Annotated in this window: 12 protein-coding genes and 1 pseudogene; 9 read left to right on the top strand and 4 right to left on the bottom strand. The window is 72.1% G+C overall.

Features of this window, described 5'->3' with window-relative positions; all coding sequences use genetic code 11:
- Positions 1–459 precede the first annotated feature (459 nt).
- Positions 460–2,370, bottom strand: a complete 1,911-nt coding sequence (locus tag ACFVGO_RS20375) for a glycoside hydrolase family 5 protein (RefSeq protein WP_380633201.1) — start codon at positions 2,368–2,370, stop codon at positions 460–462.
- A gap of 387 nt (positions 2,371–2,757) precedes the next feature.
- On the opposite strand from ACFVGO_RS20375, the gene ACFVGO_RS20370 reads away from it, so the two are divergent.
- Positions 2,758–4,323 (top strand): hypothetical protein, encoded by a 1,566-nt coding sequence (locus ACFVGO_RS20370; protein ID WP_380633199.1) that lies wholly within the window; start codon positions 2,758–2,760, stop codon positions 4,321–4,323.
- A 10-nt stretch (positions 4,324–4,333) separates the two neighbouring features.
- Here the strand turns inward: ACFVGO_RS20370 and ACFVGO_RS20365 are convergent, their stop codons facing one another.
- Positions 4,334–5,134, bottom strand: coding sequence for a siderophore-interacting protein (locus ACFVGO_RS20365; RefSeq protein ID WP_380353013.1), 801 nt, complete (start codon positions 5,132–5,134; stop codon positions 4,334–4,336).
- Positions 5,135–5,473: 339 nt separating this feature from the next.
- Here ACFVGO_RS20365 and ACFVGO_RS20360 point away from each other — a divergent pair, with 339 nt between their 5' ends.
- The 6 genes from ACFVGO_RS20360 to ACFVGO_RS20335 all read left to right on the top strand — a co-directional run bounded on the left by ACFVGO_RS20360 (position 5,474) and on the right by ACFVGO_RS20335 (position 13,096).
- On the top strand, positions 5,474–6,103 hold the full coding sequence (locus ACFVGO_RS20360) for a Pvc16 family protein (protein WP_380353000.1): 630 nt from the start codon (positions 5,474–5,476) through the stop codon (positions 6,101–6,103).
- Positions 6,100–8,199 (top strand): AAA family ATPase, encoded by a 2,100-nt coding sequence (locus tag ACFVGO_RS20355; protein ID WP_380633197.1) that lies wholly within the window; start codon positions 6,100–6,102, stop codon positions 8,197–8,199. The genes ACFVGO_RS20360 and ACFVGO_RS20355 overlap by 4 nt, the downstream gene beginning before the upstream one ends.
- An 11-nt stretch (positions 8,200–8,210) precedes the next feature.
- Entirely contained in the window at positions 8,211–8,780 is a 570-nt protein-coding gene (locus ACFVGO_RS20350; RefSeq protein ID WP_380352998.1) for a hypothetical protein, read from the top strand.
- A 234-nt stretch (positions 8,781–9,014) separates the two neighbouring features.
- Entirely contained in the window at positions 9,015–9,854 is an 840-nt protein-coding gene (locus ACFVGO_RS20345; RefSeq protein WP_380633195.1) for a hypothetical protein, read from the top strand.
- A gap of 45 nt (positions 9,855–9,899) precedes the next feature.
- Entirely contained in the window at positions 9,900–11,141 is a 1,242-nt protein-coding gene (locus tag ACFVGO_RS20340; RefSeq protein ID WP_380633193.1) for an IS4 family transposase, read from the top strand.
- Between the two features lie 713 nt (positions 11,142–11,854).
- Positions 11,855–13,096, top strand: coding sequence for an IS110 family transposase (locus ACFVGO_RS20335; RefSeq protein ID WP_380633191.1), 1,242 nt, complete (start codon positions 11,855–11,857; stop codon positions 13,094–13,096).
- A 50-nt stretch (positions 13,097–13,146) separates the two neighbouring features.
- On the opposite strand, the pseudogene ACFVGO_RS20330 reads toward ACFVGO_RS20335, so the two are convergent.
- Together ACFVGO_RS20330 and ACFVGO_RS20325 are read right to left on the bottom strand one after the other, a co-directional pair.
- Positions 13,147–13,278: pseudogene (locus tag ACFVGO_RS20330) on the bottom strand (transposase); the annotation flags it as partial.
- A 51-nt stretch (positions 13,279–13,329) separates the two neighbouring features.
- A complete protein-coding gene (locus tag ACFVGO_RS20325) occupies positions 13,330–14,019 on the bottom strand; it encodes a phage baseplate assembly protein V (protein WP_380352991.1) in 690 nt (229 codons plus the stop codon).
- Positions 14,020–14,314: 295 nt separating this feature from the next.
- On the opposite strand from ACFVGO_RS20325, the gene ACFVGO_RS20320 reads away from it, so the two are divergent.
- Together ACFVGO_RS20320 and ACFVGO_RS20315 are read left to right on the top strand one after the other, a co-directional pair.
- Positions 14,315–15,835 (top strand): phage tail sheath C-terminal domain-containing protein, encoded by a 1,521-nt coding sequence (locus ACFVGO_RS20320; protein ID WP_380633189.1) that lies wholly within the window; start codon positions 14,315–14,317, stop codon positions 15,833–15,835.
- A 30-nt stretch (positions 15,836–15,865) separates the two neighbouring features.
- Positions 15,866–16,306: a phage tail protein gene (locus tag ACFVGO_RS20315; RefSeq protein ID WP_380352988.1), complete on the top strand. Its 441-nt coding sequence runs from the start codon at positions 15,866–15,868 to the stop codon at positions 16,304–16,306.
- Positions 16,307–16,308 lie beyond the last annotated feature (2 nt).

Here is a 16,308-nt window from a genome sequence, read left to right as displayed (position 1 = left end):
CGACGTGGCCGGCACCGCGGATGCTCTGGCGACCCGGCCTCCGGGTGGCGTCCGACCGGCCCCCGGCCGGCCGACGGGCCGCTCCGGCCTCGACCCTCCCGGCCCGCAGATCCCCCCTGCGCACGACCGGTTCGGAGCCGGTCCTCTCCCCCGATGAAAAAGACCGATCTTGGTCCAGACCTGCCGAGAGGTTGGCAGAGATGCCCACCGCCGTCAAGGGTCGTCCACCCCGCTGACAAAGGCGTCATGAACGCGTCCAGCCTGCGGGAATGCCGTCCCGGGAGGCCTTCTGATCGTTCGTCATCGTCGTACCGCCCGCCGACCGGACCACGGGGCACCGACGGGCCCCGCGCCCTCGCCCGGCCGTGCCCCGCCCGGGGCGCGCCGCCCCGGCGCCCCCCCGGCGCTACCCCGGCGGGTCCGCGTGGCGGCGCGGAACCGCCCCGGGCCGGCGCCGGATCAGGCGAGCGGGCGGCAGAGCAGGGCGGCCGGGGCCCCGTACTGGAGGCGCTGCCAGGTGGAGGCGACACCGGCCAGGTACTCGCCGTCCGCACACTGGCCCTTGTAGCGGCCCGGCGCCCAGTCGCTCGCCACCGAGCCGCCGGTCGCGGGCCGGTTGTCGCCCCGGTCGAACCAGAGGGTGCGGCCGTTCAGCGGCAGCGGGGCGGCCGCGGGTGCGCACAGCAGGGCGGCCATGCCGTTGCCGTGCACGCCGTAGCCGACCGCGAAGGTGCGGTCGGGGCACTGGAGCTTGTCGTAGCCGGACGCCCAGTCGCCCCCGGTGACGTAGCGCTCGTCGGTGACGGTGGTCCAGTCGCCGCTGCCGGCGGCCGGTTCGCCCGCGTCGGTGCACAGCGCCCGGCTGTCGCCGCGGGCGAGGGCGGTCAGCCGCTGGCCGTCCGGGCAGTTGCCCTTGCGGTTGCCCGGGCTCCAGTCCGCGCGGGCGAGCATCCGCCGGGAGAGGTCCTGGTCGCCGTGGTCGAGGGCGAGCATGTTCCAGTGGGTCACCGCGGGCACCGGGCCGCTCGCCGCCGGGGCGTCGATCAGCCTCGTCCAGTCGGCGGCCCGCCAGTCGCCGGGGTCGGTGAGGCCGGTGCGCCTGCCGTCGGGGCCGTAGGAGAGCAGCGCCCAGGTGTCCAGCGGGCGGCCGGCGGTGTCGGCCCAGCCGACCAGCGGCCAGACGGCGAAGTCGGTGTCCTCGCGGACCAGGATGTCGGTGAACGCGTGCAGCCAGGCCTGCTCCTTGGCGTCGGTCGAGCCCCGGCCGCCCGCGCCGAACTCGCTGATCCACACCGGGGCGGTGAAGTGCTGCCCGGCCCCGGTGACGAACAGCGCCTCGTCGTCCACCACCCGGGCGAGCTGCTCCGGGGTGAAGTCCTGGTAGCGCGGGTCGGCGGTGGATCCCGGGCCGCTGCCCGCACCGGTGTTGGCCGGGCCGGTGTAGGCGTAGAAGTGCGCGGAGTAGACCAGCTTGCCGGAGTCGATCAGGGTGTTGGAGAGGTTGCGCACCGGGGTGAGCATCGGGCGGCCGTGGCTGAACCCCGCGGCGGGGACGCCGTACCAGTTGATGCCCTCCATGACGACCAGCAGGTCCGGGTCGGCCTGGAGGATGCGGTTGCCCGCCTCCTCGAAGGCGGCGTACTCGTCGTGGGCGTCGCCGAGGCCCCAGTTGGGGTCGTCCCAGACGTCCCGGCGGACCTCGTTGCGCAGGTCGGCGCCGACCACCCGCTTGTCGGCCTTGTAGCGGTTCACCATGAACAGCCAGTCGTCCTCCCACTGCGCGGTCGACTGGCCGCTGTTCCAGCGCTCGTTGCCGTCCAGGCCGCAGCAGAAGCGGTAGCTCGTGGTGTGGTTGTTGAGGATCACCGCGAAGCCGTCGGCGGTGAGCGCGGCCACCACGGCGTCGAAGACCTGGAGCGGGGTCCGGCCGCGCAGCTGGGGGTTGGCGGCGACGGCGGAGTCCGGGACGGGGACGGTGTCGTGGATCATCGCGTTGGCGAACGGCAGCCGGATGCTGTTGACGCCGAGCCCGTGGAAGTCGGCCAGCAGCCGGGCCACCGGCACCCGGTCCAGACCCAGCGGGATGTTGTGCGACACCTGCCCGGCCTGGTTGTTCGCCGGATCGTCGGCGCTCCCGCTGCCCTGCCAGGTGCCCTGCGCACCGGCCCAGTTGGCGGACTTCAGCTTGAAGCGCTCACCGTTGGCGTCCACCACGTAGCGCCCGCGGGTGCTCAGCGGTCCGGTCCAGGACGCGGCCGGCCGGGCCTCCGGGCCGCCGTCCGGCGCCGCGACCCCGGGGCCCGCCGCCAGGACGGCGAGCACCGGCAGGGCCGCGGCCAGGGCGAGCAGACGCGCCGCAAGACTCTTCATGATCGTCCCCGCTGTGGTGAGGTGGCTCGGGCCGTGACCGGGCGCACCGGCGCCGTCGACGGGGGACGACGATATGACGGAACCCCAGGCGCGGGAAGGGCGCGTGCCGTCCTCCCGGGGAAATCCGGGTGAACGTCAGCGGACGCGCCGCAGGGCGCGCCGCACCCGGGGCCGCCGCGACGCGGCGGCGAGGACGCCGGCAAGCCGTCAGCAGCCGGGCACCCGCCGCGATCCACAGCAGCACCCGGCCGGGCGGGCGCAGCCAACCGGCGTCCGGCCGGGCGTCGGCGGGCCCGGGCCGGCCGAAATCCCCCAACGGGCTCCGGACCGCCGGCGGGCTCCGTACCATCGACCCCACGCCCGTACGGCGACACCACTGGGGGGATCGTGCCGCCCACAGCACTGCGCGCCCTGGCCCGGCTGATCGACCGCACGTTCGCCCGGGTCGCCGCCGCCGCCGTCGACGCCCGTACCTTCGACCGGGCCCTGATCGCCCGGGAGACGAGGTTCTGGAGCGATGTCGAACCCGCCGTCGCCGCCCTCGCCGCCCGCCCCGGGACGGGACGGGCACTGCTCGCCCGGCGGACGCTGCGGTGGATCGCCGACCACGACGCGGACCGCCACGACTGGGCGGCGGAGGACCCGGGCACGGCGGGGCTGCTGCTTCCCCCGCGGCCCGACGATCCGAGCCTGCCCTCCTGGGACGTCCGGGGCCACATCGCGCCGCCCTGGAGCCGGCCCCTCGGCGAGGACGCCCGAGCCGCCCTCTCCCCGTACGATCCGACGGACTGCCGGTTCCTCGGCCTCGAAGCGGAGTTCCGCCGGGACCGGCTCGACGCGGCCCTGACGGTTCAGCTGCCGCGCCGGTACGACGCCGGCGAACGCGTCCACGCCGGGGCCCGGCTGGGCATCGAACTCGAAGCCGTCTCCGAGCTCTCCTTCACCAGCGGCAGCGGCCCCACCGGCGCCCTCACCTGGCACACCGGGAACGGCCGGGTCGAGGTGCTGGCCGGCGAGCACGGCCGGCTGGTCGCCGAACGCGCCGTCCTGAGGATCGGCGACGCCTGCTGGCACCTCAGCGAACCCGGCCGGTCCGCCGCCGCCGTGACACCCCGCCACCGCGACGAGCGCCGCCCCGAGGAGTGGCCGCTCGGCCCGGCCTTCGCCCTCGCCTTCCCCCACCACGCGAGCAGCCGGCTGGCCTCCGCGCTGGTACGGCAGGCGCTGGCCGGCATCTCCCGCGCCCGCCGGGTGGAACGGGTCGACCAGCGGCACATCCTCACGCTCTGCCGCGTCTTCGAGGGCGCCGGAACGGAACTGCTCGCCGCCGGCGCGCACGGCGGACGGGCGTTCCGCCGGCTGATCCTGCGCTGGGTGGAACGCGGCGGGGAGCCGCTGACCGACTGGTTCGCCGGGATCCTCCACGTGAACAGCCGCGGCGGCCCCACCGGCGCCTGGGCCAGGAAGCTGGCCGTCGAGCTGGCCCGGCGCTCCGGCCCGCGACCGCCCGGGCCCTGGACCCCACCACCGGAGCCACCACCGGAGCTGCCCCGGACGGCCGTCCTGCGGCTGCTGTCGGTCGACTTCGACGAGCGCCGGCACGAGCGCTCGGCCGCCGGGGCCACCGTCCAGTTCGCCGTACCGCCCACCGACGGCGGCGGACGCGAGGACGGCTGGGACCTGAGCTCGGTCGGCATCGACGGCCTCGACCGGCTCCGCCTCTCCCCCGGAGCCTTCGCCGGCCCCGACCGCCTCGAACCGCTCCGCCGACGGAAGCTGTCGCTGGAGTCGGGCTCCGCGCTCGCCCTGTCCTGGCACGACGGAGCGGTGAGACGGGCGGGGAAGGGGTGGACGGGGTGGCCGGCGGCGGTCGGACGGATCCGCGCGGTCGGCCCGGAACCGGTCGTGCCCATCGTGCCCCTTCCGGAGCAGCAGCGGCGGACCACCGACTGACCCCGCCGCCCTACGCCTCCTCCTCCGGGCCGTCCTCGCCCCGCTGGTCCTCGGTGCGCCCGGCCCGCCAGTAGCCCATGAAGCAGACCGCGCGCCGGTCCATCCCCCGCTCGCCGACCAGGTGGCGGCGCAGCTCGCGGACCCCGGCCGCCTCCCCGGCGATCCAGGCGTACGGCCGGCCGCCCGGCAGTTCGGCGGCGCGCACCGCCTCGGTCAGGCCCGGCGCGTCGTCCCGGCGGTGGATCCAGACAATCTCGACGCCGGCCCGGCCGGGCGACAGGTAGGCCTCCTCCCCCGGTCCGTCCACCTCGGCGAAGACCCGGACGGGAAGATCCTCGGGCAGCTCCTCCAGGATGGCGGCGATGGCCGGCAGCGCCGACTCGTCCCCGGCCAGCAGCACCCAGCCGGGGTCGGCGGGCAGGGTGAACTCCACCCCGCCGGCCTGCTCGACGGCCGGCCCGTACACCACCACCCGGTCGCCCGGCGCGGCCCTGACGGCCCATCGGGAGCCCGGGCCGGCGTCCCCGTGCACGGCGATGTCGATGTCGATCTCGTCGGGCTCGCGGCGCCGGCCGCGGACGGTGTAGGTGCGCAGCACCGGGCGCACCTCCGGGGACATCTCCCGCCAGCTGTGGTACCAGCCGAAGTCGCCGTCGCCGGGCGGGATCAGCGGCTCGGTCTGGCCGGCGAGCGGCAGCAGCAGCTTGATCCGCTGGTCGAGGCCGCCGTTGACGAACCCGGTGAGGCTCTCCCCGGTGAGCGTGATCCGGACCAGGTGCGGCGTGAGGCTCGTGGTGCGGGCGACGCGCAGGGGGAAGAGCGCGAAGCGGGCGGGAGCGGTGACGGTGGACAGGGCGGGCTCCTTCCATCGGAACGGGCGGACGCCGCGGCCGCGCCGGTTCGTACTCTCCCGACGCGCATCGCAACTTAGGTGAGGCTAACCTAATATTCTTGCTGCGAACACCCGCCCCCGGGCGGTCGGTACGAGCGCGGGGCCGGACCGTCCCCGGCTCCCGACCGCCGTTCCGGATGGGCCGGACGGGCGGACTCCCCCGTCCCCTGCCGGGCGTGTCGCCGCCCAGGCCGGACACTGCAGGTGCTGCGGACCGGCCGGACTGCGCCGCCCGGCCCCCGGGACGAAGGGAACTCGGTGTTCAACCTCGTGGATTTGGCGTTGGAGAAGGTCATCACCGGCCGCCTGCCAGGCGTGCGCGTCGACTTCACGGTGCCCACCCGCGCCTGGAGTACCCAGGCCCCGAAGAACTCCGTCAACATCTATCTCTACGACGTGTGTGAGGACCTGGAACGCCGTCAGGCCGGCAGCGTCCGCGTCGGCGGATGGCCCCTGCCGCTCGTCCTGGAGTCGGATCCTCCCCGCTATGCCCAGGTGTCCTATCTGATGAGCACTTGGGGCGGCACCCCGCAGGACGACCACGGTCTGCTGGGGCAGCTCTTCGCCGCCCTGACCCACGTACACTCCCTCGACCTCGGTACCGCCGATTCCGACTCCACGGCCCTGTTCCACGTCGGGCTGCCGTGGGCCGGAGACCGTACGCACGCCGAGCTGTGGAACGCGGTGGACAACTCGCTCTCCCCTTCCCTGCACGCCACGGTGAGTGTTCCGCTGCCCGCCTTCGAACCACCGACAGCGGTCCCGGTGGTCTGGCACGACCCGGTCGTCGTCGTCCGGCCCGGAACGGAGCGCCCGGAGGAGACGCGCAGTCCGGCGGGCGACGCGTTGTCACTCGACATGACCGTGCGCACCGGGGACCAGCAATGACGCAGACCGCCGCTCCGCCCTCCGAGGCTCCGTCCTCCGAGGCTCCGCCGGCCGAGAGTCCGGTTCGGCCCCTGCCCGCGACGGGCCCCACCGGAGAGGCCTGCCTCCTGGAGCCGCTGGCCTGGCTGGAACGGCGGGTGCACCGTGCCCTGTCCTCGCGCACGACACCGACGGACTCCCCCGGCCCGCCGGACGACCAGGACGCGGTGCCCTTCACCGCGCTCGAAGCGCCCGCGGAGCACACCACCGGGCCATCGCCACTGCGCCGTCTCGCGCGCGCCTTCGGCCTGGGCCCCGTCGACCTGTCGGTGTTCCTCGTCGCGCTCGCCCCCGACCTGGACAGCCGCTTCGAACGGTTCTACGCCTGCCTCAACGACGACCCCACGCTTCCCCACGCGACCGTCGCCCTCGCCCTCACCCTCAGCGGTGTGTCCCCCCTCTCGACCACCGCGAGGGCCGTCGTCTCGCCCACCGGGCCGTTGCGCTCCGGCGGGCTGCTGGCCGTGGAGGACTCAGGCCGCCCCTTCCTGTCCAGGGCCCTGTGCGTTCCCGACCGGGCCGCCGACCACCTCCTCGGGCACGACGCGTTCCCCCGTCGGCTGCGCCCGTTCCTGAACCCCCTCCCGACGCCACCACCGCTGCCGGGCCCGGCCCGAGCCACCGCCGACCGCCTCGCGGCGATCCTGGGCGCACCCGATCGCCGCCCCGTCCACCTCCGCCACCGGCCCGGGCACGCCGGCGGGGAAGCCGAGACCGTCGCCGCGGCGGCCGCGCACGCGCTCGGCCGCCCGCTCCTGCGCCTGGACTGGGACGGCCTCAGCGCCCTTTCCGACGCGGACGCCCTGCTGGCCGAAGCCGTCCTGGAAGCCCGGCTGCGCGAGGCCGCCCTGCTGGTCGTCCTGCCGCCCTCGACCACGTCCGACCACGGCCGCGCGCCGGAGCTCTGGTCGCGCCTCGGCGAAGCCGCGCCCGTGCTCCCCCTGGCCCTGGCCGGCACGAACCCCGGGGACGCCGCATCGGCACGCCTCGCCCCGGTGTTCCTGGAGTGCCCCGCGACCACGGCCGCCGAACGGGCCACACTCTGGCACGCCGAGCTGGCCGGCCTTCCGGGCCTGGACCCGGACCGCGCGGCCGGCCTCATGGCCTCCTACCGGCTGGCGCCGCACCTGATCCCCGCCGTCGTGGCCACCGCCCGCCGACAGGCCCACGCCATGGACCGCGCCCCGGCCCCGAAGGATCTGACCGCCGCGGCCCATCTGCACCACGACGGCGCCCTGGGCCGCCTCGCACGCCGGGTGGATCCCGCCGCGGGATGGACGGACCTGGTGCTCCCGGACCCGACCGCCGACAGCCTGCGGGCCCTCGCCAACCGGGTGCGCCACCGCGACCGAGTGCTGGGCGAATGGGGCCTGCGCCCGGGAGCCGCCCGCGGACACGGCGTCAGCGCCCTGTTCACCGGCCCCTCCGGCAGCGGGAAAACCCTCGCGGCCGAGGTGGTCGCCGCCGACCTCGGCTTCGACCTGCACGTGGTGGACCTGTCCACCGTCATGAGCAAGTACATCGGCGACACCGAGAAGCACCTGGAACACCTCTTCGCCGCGGCGGAAGGACTCAACGGGATCCTCCTCTTCGACGAGGCCGACGCCGTGTTCAGCAAACGCACCGCCGTCCGCGACGCCCACGACCGCCACGCGAACGCCACCACCGCCTACCTCCTCCAGCGCCTGGAGGCCTTCGACGGGGTCGCGTTCCTCACCTCGAACCTCCACGCCAACATCGACAACGCCTACCTGCGCCGCTTCGACTTCGTCATCCCCTTCCCCCTCCCGGACGAGGAGGGACGCCGGGCCCTGTGGGACACCTGCCTCGGGCCGTCCGCACCGCGCGCCGACGGCCTCGACCTCACCCTGCTCGCCCGCAGGTTCGAGCTGACCGGCGGGGAGATCCGCTGCTGCGCCACCACCGCCGCCTACCACGCGGCCCACGACGGCCGGCCCATCGGCACCACCGACCTGCTGGACGCCGTACGGATCGAACACCACAAACTGAACCGCTACGTCGACGAGCAGAAGTTCTCCCTACCCGGCCCCGACTGACCGGAGTCCCCGTGTACGCACAGCCGAAGAAAGCCGGACCGCTGAACGACAACCGGTCCCAGCAACCGCCCGCCCACAGGACGGGGCGGGAGGTTTCCAGACGAGGCGGCCTCCTCGCCTTCTCCCGGGAGACCGGAAAGGGCGCCGCTTTCACCCGTTACTCGGCAGAGTCCCGCACCGATCGGACGTGCTTCTACCGCGCCATGACGGAAGCGGAGTTCCGCCACCTGGAGCGGACGGATCGGATGCCGGTGCAGGAGAAGGGCTACCAAGGGCTGTCCCCCACGCGGGAGTACGCGGAGAAGTATCTCGGCAAGCCGGGGTACCTGGTCGAGTTCGCCATTGATCCTTCCGTGTCGCTGGAAGCCGACCTCTTCTCCTACACCGGCGTCCTCGCGAAGCCCCAGGACGGGGTGATGTCCTTCGGGCTGGCGAAGACCGCCACCCTGGCGGCGTGGGTGAAGGCGAAGCCCAAGAAGGGCGCGGAAGGTTTCGCTCGACCCGGCGACGCGGTCCAGTACTTCAATCAATGGCTCGCGGTGAAGCTCGTCACCTGGCGAGTCGTCGCCTGCAACGTTTGACCGGTCCCGGATCCGCCCCCGAGCAGAGGCCGGTGATCACCCCGCTCGGCCGTCGTCGACAGCGGCGCGCACCGGCGATTCACGCCGAACACCATCGAGGAGACCGCCGTGCCGCACCACCCTCCGCGCCGAAGAAGCCTCCCGGGCTCGACCGGACCCGTCGCCGGACCACCGGTCAGGCAGCCCAGCCCCGCACTCGACCTCGCGACGACGACGTTCCGGCGTCCCGGCCCCGTGCGCACGGACCTCTTCCTCGCCTACGCCACGCTTCCCCAACTGCGCACCGCACGCCTGTCCGCCGGGGAGGGCACGGAACTGGCCGCGGCGATCGACCGGAGGATCGCGGAACTCCTGGCCGTCCACGGAGTCACCGAGGCCCCGACCGCCCAGCTCAATCCCAACTGGACGCCGGACGAACGGATCCTCGCACAGCCGCGCCTGACGCCCCCTCACGCACTGCGGATCGACCCCGTCAGCCGCAGCATCTGGGAATCCGGCGCGCCCGACAACGCCTTCACGGGGCTGGTGCACCTGCCCACCCGCACCATCCATCTGGTGGCACTGAAGCCGGCCAGGAGGTCGACCCCTTTCCCGATCGGCGGAATCACCGGCTACCGCGCCACCCCCGTCGTCCACAATGTCGGCGGCAGCGGCGGGCAGGTCCCGTCGACTGTCGACCAAGCCACCGACCAGGCCCAGGAGAGGGCGAGGACGGTGGCGGAGAGGATCGCCGCCGGCCCGTCCCGTCCCCCCACCGGCACCGCGAGCCACACCCAGCTCGCCGAGATCGTCGGTGTGCCGCAGGCGGAATGTGTGGGCTTCTCCGTGTTCCAAGGAGAGGACGGCCGGGTCAAGTCCTTCAACTGGACCTCACGCTCGTCCAATTCCTCGCAGTTCTTCGTGACCAACCTGCTCGGAAAGAAGGAGGGCACTTCACAGGTCTCCCGGAGCTGGGCAGCAGCGATCATGGAGACCCTCAACCGCGACTTCGGCGCGGCCCCGGCGCCGGAACCGGCCTCCGCTCCGCCGCTGGCGAGCGCCCCACCTCCGCCCCCGCCCCCGCCTCCCGTCTAGGCCCAATACTGGTGACTTTGGTCCGATTCGGTCGTTGAGTGGGTTGTGCCACGGCCTGGACAGGTGAAGTCGCCGGCGAGTGACCGGCTCTCGGACCGGATTGCGTTGGGGGTGCTGACGCGGGCATTCCCGCCCGATTTGATCGATGAGGTGGTCGCCGAGTGCTGTCGGGTCGAGCAGCGGCACCGGCTGCTGCCCGCCCGGGTGGTGGTCTATTTCGTCCTGGCGATGTGCCTGTTCTTCGGGCAGGGCTATGAGGAGGTGGCCCGGCTTCTCGTCCAGGGCCTGGAGCGGGAGGGCCGGTGGGCCGGTGCCTGGCGGGTGCCGACGACGGCGGCCATCGGCCGGGCCCGTCTGCGGTTGGGACCGGAGCCGCTTCGAGCCCTGTTCGCGAGGGTCTGTCGGCCGGTAGCGGTTCGTGGGACGCAAGGCGCCTGGTATCGCGGCTGGCGGCTGGTCGCAGTGGACGGTACGACGTTCGATCTGCCCGACACCACGGCGAACGCCGACTTCTTCGGACGTCCGGGCACCAGCCGCGGGCAGGGCAGGAGTGCGTATCCCCAGGCGCGGGTGGCGGCGCTGGCGGAATGCGGCACCCATGCCGTGTTCGCGGCTGACGTCGCACCGCTGTCCGTCCACGAGGCCGCCCTGGCCGAGCGGCTGTTCCCCGCGCTGGCCGAGGACATGCTCGTGCTCGCCGACCGTGGATTCTGCGGCCTGGACCTGCGGCGGGCCGCGAAGGCGGGCGGCGCCGACCTGCTGTGGCGGGTGCGGAGCGTGGTCGTGCTGCCGGTCGTCGCGGCGCTCGACGACGGCTCCTACCTCTCGGAGATCGTCGCCAAGCGGGACCACTACCGACGGGCCGACCCCGAGCGGGTGCGGGTCATCGAGTACACCCTCGGCCACGACGGCGGCGACGGCACCGTCTACCGGCTGATCACCAGCATCCTCGACCCCGCCGACGCCCCGGCCGTGGAACTCGCAGCCCTCTACGCCCAACGATGGGAGATCGAGAACACCCTCGACGAGATCAAGAACCACCAAGGCAGCCCCGGGCTCGTCCTGCGCTCCCAACATCCACGCGGGGTCGAGCAGGAGGTCTTCGCCTTCCTGCTGGTCCACCACGCCCTGCGCGAACTGATGCACCAGGCCGCATTGCGGATCGGGCACGATCCCGACCGGATCTCCTTCACCCGCAGCCTTCGCATCGTCCGCCGCCACGTCACCGGGCAGGCGGCGCTTTCCCCCCTACCGACTCGCCCGGGCCACCACCCAGAGCCTGCGTGAGATCGGCGAACGACTCCTGCCCGCAAGACGGTTGCGCTCCAACCCCCGCGTCATCAAACGCAAGATTTCGAACTGGGCCCTCAAACGAGCCGAGCACCATAGCCCGGCCCCGCCCCAGGCCCCCACCGTTCAGCTGGTCGGACCGACCAAGACCGGCCCAACCAACCGAAAACCCACCTAAATCACCGGTATTGCGTCTAGGCCGTGTTTTAGAAGGCGTCGAAGGTGTGCCTGGTTGGCCGCCCTGGGAAGCTTCGGGCGGCCAGCCAGAGGATGAGGTCGCGCGCGATCGTGCCGATGCTGGTCTCGGTGATCACGTCGTGTTCGCGGCGGCTCGCGTCGCGGCTCGGTTGGCCTTGGACGAGTACGCCTAATAGGCGTCGTGGGCCGGCTTTTGGGCGGTCCTGGCGGGGGCCGGGCGGGACGTCTGGTCTGTAAGCGGCGCCTGGGAGCGCTTCGACAAGAGGGACGCATGCGCGGCCCCTGCCGTTTGGTACGCGGTCGTCGTACGGTGCCGTTGTTCGAGCCGTTCCCAGGGCCACCTCCTGATCAGCCGGAGCCGTGGAGCTCTTCACGAGAGCGAGGACCCCGGGGGCAGCTGGGGCCACGGACGGCTGATGGGGTGGTGCGCCCGCGAGCGCTTCTATTAGGTCGCCGGGTGGTCCTGCCGCGGCTCGACGCCGACGGACAGCGAAGGCTCGAAAGGGGTGCGCATGCACGTGACCTGCGGGATCGACTGGGCCGAGGACCATCACGACGTGGCAGTGGTCGACTCCGAAGCCCACCTGCTGGGCAAGCTTCGGATCAGTGATGACGCGGCGGGCTTCCAGGACCTGCTGCGACTGCTTGCCGAGCACGGCGACAGCCCGGACGATCCGATCCCGATCGCGATCGAGACCTCGCGCGGGCTCCTGGTGGCTTGTCTGCGGGCTTCCGGGCGTCGGGTCTTCGCAATCAACCCGATGGCCGTGGCGCGCTACCGAGACCGGCACGTCGTCTCTCGCAAGAAGTCCGACCACCAGGACGCCGTCGTGCTGGCGAACATCCTGCGCACCGACGCCGAACTCCACCGGCCTCTACCCGGCGACTCCGACCTGGTCAAGGCGATCGGCGTCCTTGCCAGGGCCCAGCAGGACGCGGTCTGGGACCGCACCCGTGCCCACAACCGTCTGCGATCGCACCTGCGCGAGTACTACCCGGCGGTCCTGGAGGCGTTCGCCGGCAAGCGCGAGCGGCTGCTGTCCCGTGAGGCCCGCGCGATCCTGGCAATCGCCCCCACCCCGGCCGAGGCCGCCAAGCTCACCCGCAGTCGGCTCAAGGCTGCCGTCATGCGGGCCGGCCGCCAGCGCCGGATCGAGGCCGAGACCGACCGGCTGCAAGAGGTGTTCCGCCAGTCCTGGCTGCACCAACCGGCCCTGGTGGAAAGAGCGATGGGACGCCAGACACTCGCTCTGCTCGGCCAGCTCGAGGCGGCCTGCCAGGCTTGCGACGACCTGGCGCGCGCCACCGAGGAGCTCTTCCTGCAGCATCCCGATGCGGAGATCATCACGAGCTTTCCGGGCCTGGCCGTGCTCACCGGCGCCCGGATACTCGCCGAGATCGGCGACGACCGCACCCGGTTCGACACCGCTCGGGATCTGAAAGCGTATGCCGGAAGTGCCCCGGTGACGCGGGAGTCCGGCAAGAGCCGGCGCGTCAGCCATCGCCGGATCAAGAACAGTCGCTTGGCCGCAACCGGCAGGCACTGGGCCTTCGCAGCGCTCACCGCCTCGCCCGGTGCCCATGCCCACTACAACCGGCGACGGGAGACCGGTGACCGCTACTACGCGGCCCTCCGTCACCTGTTCAACCGCATGCTCGGTCAGCTCCACCACTGCTTGACCAGCCGCCAGACGTTCGATGAAGCGATCGCATTCGCTCCGCCGAAACCGTCACCACTCGCTGCAGCTGCTTGACCCGATAGCTGCATGGGGTGTCTTGTCGGCGGCCACGCTGTCGGGCGTCTTCCGGGGCCTGCCCAGGGGTGGCGTTCATAGATCGTTTTCCAGGGCCCGAACCGCTCGGGCAGATCACGCCAGTGCACACCGGTCCGCACCCGGTGCAGGATCCCGTCGATCACCTGCCGATGGTCCCGCCACCGGCCACAACGCCTGAGCAGGTGATAGTCACATGACCGGCCGGACAGCTCCTAGCTGGTGCGGGCCTTCTTGGCAAGGACAGCGGGGGTGAGCAGCGGCACCGGCGGGGATGGCGTTCCGGTGCCGGCGGTCGCGTGGGTGTGCGTGTTGAACGCGGTGAGCAGCGCCTGGCCCAGGAGCAGCGGCTGGGCGGTGGCATCGCCGCCGAGGTTGATGGCGGGCGAGTCCACCGTCACCTCCGGTGCCTTCAGCAGGATCTTCGTCGACGACGTGACCTCGTAGTCCCCCTTTCCCCCCAGCGTGACGACTCCGCCCGGGGCCAGCGTGATCCGGATGGTGGACCCTTCCTCGTCCAGGTCCACCACGTGCCCGGCGGCCGACCTGATCGTGACGGCCGCCGAGGCCGAGGAGTCGTCCAGCACCACTTCATGGCCGTGCTCGGAGCGGATCACCCGTCGGCGGTCTTCGCCTGCCTCCGCGTCCGCCCCGTACTCCCCGCCGAGCAGGCGGCCCAGCACCACCGCGCGGTCCGGGTCGCCCTGGACGAACGCGGCCAGCACTCGGTCTCCCGGGGCGGGGAACGGCCCCGCGGCCGTTCCCAGGACCTGGCACCAACCGCCGGCCTCCGCACGGCCCGACGCCGGGAACCGGAGCCTGACCCGGCTTCCGCCGTCCGGCTCCACCTCTGCCACCCATGCCTCGACGACGCCGTGGTTCGGCGACGTGCTGTCGGCGTTCATACGACCTCCTGTTGATCCGTTGCCCCATCGGGAGGGCGGGAAGAGGCGACGCCCGGCGCCGGCCAAAAAGCCACCGGGCCGCCCACCCGTGTCCCCGCTGTGGTGCCTCCGGGCGACCTGTGCTCATGTCGCGGCATTCCGATGGTGCACGAATGGTTCGCTGGGCGCACGTGCGTGACAGCGCCGCACACACAACGACCTGCGCGCGACGGAACCCCTCGTTCCGCCGGTTCGGGTGACCTGACCGATCGGCCGCCCGCTGCCGGACGGCCCGAGCCACAAGGGTGTGACGCCCATGTCCCCGAATCCCCTGGCCCCTGGCGTCTACGTCGACGAACTCTCCAGCGGCATTCACACGATCACCGGTGTGGGAACCTCCACCCCGGCGTTCCTGGGCTTCACCGTGAAGACCCCGGACGATCCCCCGACGCCGCGGCTGGTACGGAGTTGGACCGAATTCGTGGACCTGTTCCACCGCCAACCGGGGGTGACCCTGGACGCCCTGGAGAAGGAACTCAAGAAGAGCACGGAGTACCGCGAGAAGCTCGACCAGTCGCGACAGGAAGCCCAGGAGAAGTTCAAGGGTCTGGCCGTGCCGAAGGAGCTCGCCGAACCCGAATTCGACAAGCTCCTCGCCGTCCAGAACAAGCAGAAGAACGGCGACAAGCTCACCGAGTCGGACAAGAAAGTGCTCTCCGACTCCATCACGAAGCTCACCAAGTCCCTTGACGCCTATCTGTGCTGGGACGACGCGGTCAAGGCGTTCGTGGCGGCCAAGAAGCACGAGGACGAGATCCAGGAGGAATACTGGGCGATCCTCCAGGCCCGACCGTCGTTCCTGCCGGACGCGGTGTACGGGTTCTTCGCCAACGGCGGAACGGCCTGTTACATCGTCCCGCTCATCCGTGAGGGTGAGTTCAAGGCCGCACTCCAGGGTGACGACCTGAAGAGGACCGGGCTGGCCGGGCTGCGCACCCTGCACGATGTCTCGATGGTCGCCGCCCCGGACCTGTGGATCGGCGCCGGAGGCGCACACGACAAGTTCGCGGAACTGGTCGGCATGGTGGTGGCCCACTGCTCCGACATGCACAACCGGGTCGCCGTGGTGGAGCCGCCCCGCGACCTGAACAGCGAAGAGGTGAAGACCTTCCTGGGCCTCCTCCCGTCCCAGGACTCGACCGACGCCGAGTTCACCGCCGTCTACTACCCCTGGCTGACCGTCCTCGACCTGAACGGCGAACGCTCGACCGTTCCGCCGTGCGGGCACATCGCCGGGGTGTGGGCACGGACCGACGCGGAGCGCGGGGTGTTCAAGGCGCCGGCCAACCAGAACCTCCGGGGCGTGCTGGAACTCCCCACCCTGCTCAGCGACGCGCAGCACGGCGAGCTCAACGAGCTGGGGTTGAACTGCATGCGGGTCCTGCCCGGGCAGGGGCTGCTGGTGTGGGGCGCGCGCACCCGGTCCAGGACCCGTGACTGGCGCTACCTGAACGTGCGGCGCCTGGTCTGCTTCCTCGCCGAGTCCATCAAGCAGTCGTCCACCTGGGCCGTGTTCGAACCCAATGACCAGCGGTTGTGGGCCAGCCTCCGACACGCCGTGGCCAGCTTCCTCACCGACCAGTGGCGGCAGGGCGCCCTGCTCGGCCGCACCCCGGCGGAGGCCTTCTACGTCATCTGCGACGACACCAACAACACCTCCGACACGATCGACGTGGGCAAGGTGATCTGCGCGGTCGGCGTCGCTCCCGTACGACCGGCGGAGTTCGTCCACTTCACCATCACGCAGATCACCGGCCAGCCGGGCCAGAGCAGCTGACCCGGCGACTGAGAAGAGGAGTGGATCACGATGCTGACAGGTGACTCGTTCAGTGCCAACGCCTTCGCCATCGAGCTCGGCAAGTTCCAGGTGGAGACGGTCCAGGACGTGTCCGGGCTGACCCTGGAGCAGGACGTGGTGGAGGTGCGCCAGGTCTCCGCGACGGGGCAGCTGGTGGTGCGCAAGCAACCCGGTGCCCGGCGCAGCGGGGAGATCACCGTGACCAGGGGCATGGACAAGAGCAAGGCGTTCACGGACTGGATCAAGGCGACGCTGGTCAACGCCGATCTCGACAGTGCTCGTCAGAACGTCACCGTCTCGCTGATGGACGCGAAGCGGAACACGGTCAGACGCATCCACCTCGCGAACGCGTGGGCCTCCCGGTGGACCGGGCCGACGCTCGGTGCCACCGAATCGGGGCCCGCCACCGAGCAGGTGACGATCACCTATGAGGACATCACGGTCGACTGACC

Origin of the sequence: Kitasatospora sp. NPDC057738, from assembly GCF_042798815.1 — a bacterium.
Lineage (GTDB): Bacteria > Actinomycetota > Actinomycetes > Streptomycetales > Streptomycetaceae > Kitasatospora > Kitasatospora lactacystinica.
This window is presented reverse-complemented; position numbering and strand designations above follow the sequence as displayed.

Bases quoted from the DNA above. Each gene is read 5' to 3' on its own strand.
- ACFVGO_RS20325 (WP_380352991.1), bottom strand. From the start codon at position 14,019: ATGAACGCCGACAGCACGTCGCCGAACCACGGCGTCGTCGAGGCATGG.
- ACFVGO_RS20315 (WP_380352988.1), top strand. From the start codon at position 15,866: ATGCTGACAGGTGACTCGTTCAGTGCCAACGCCTTCGCCATCGAGCTC.
- ACFVGO_RS20375 (WP_380633201.1), bottom strand. From the start codon at position 2,370: ATGAAGAGTCTTGCGGCGCGTCTGCTCGCCCTGGCCGCGGCCCTGCCG.
- ACFVGO_RS20355 (WP_380633197.1), top strand. From the start codon at position 6,100: ATGACGCAGACCGCCGCTCCGCCCTCCGAGGCTCCGTCCTCCGAGGCT.
- ACFVGO_RS20320 (WP_380633189.1), top strand. From the start codon at position 14,315: ATGTCCCCGAATCCCCTGGCCCCTGGCGTCTACGTCGACGAACTCTCC.
- ACFVGO_RS20335 (WP_380633191.1), top strand. From the start codon at position 11,855: ATGCACGTGACCTGCGGGATCGACTGGGCCGAGGACCATCACGACGTG.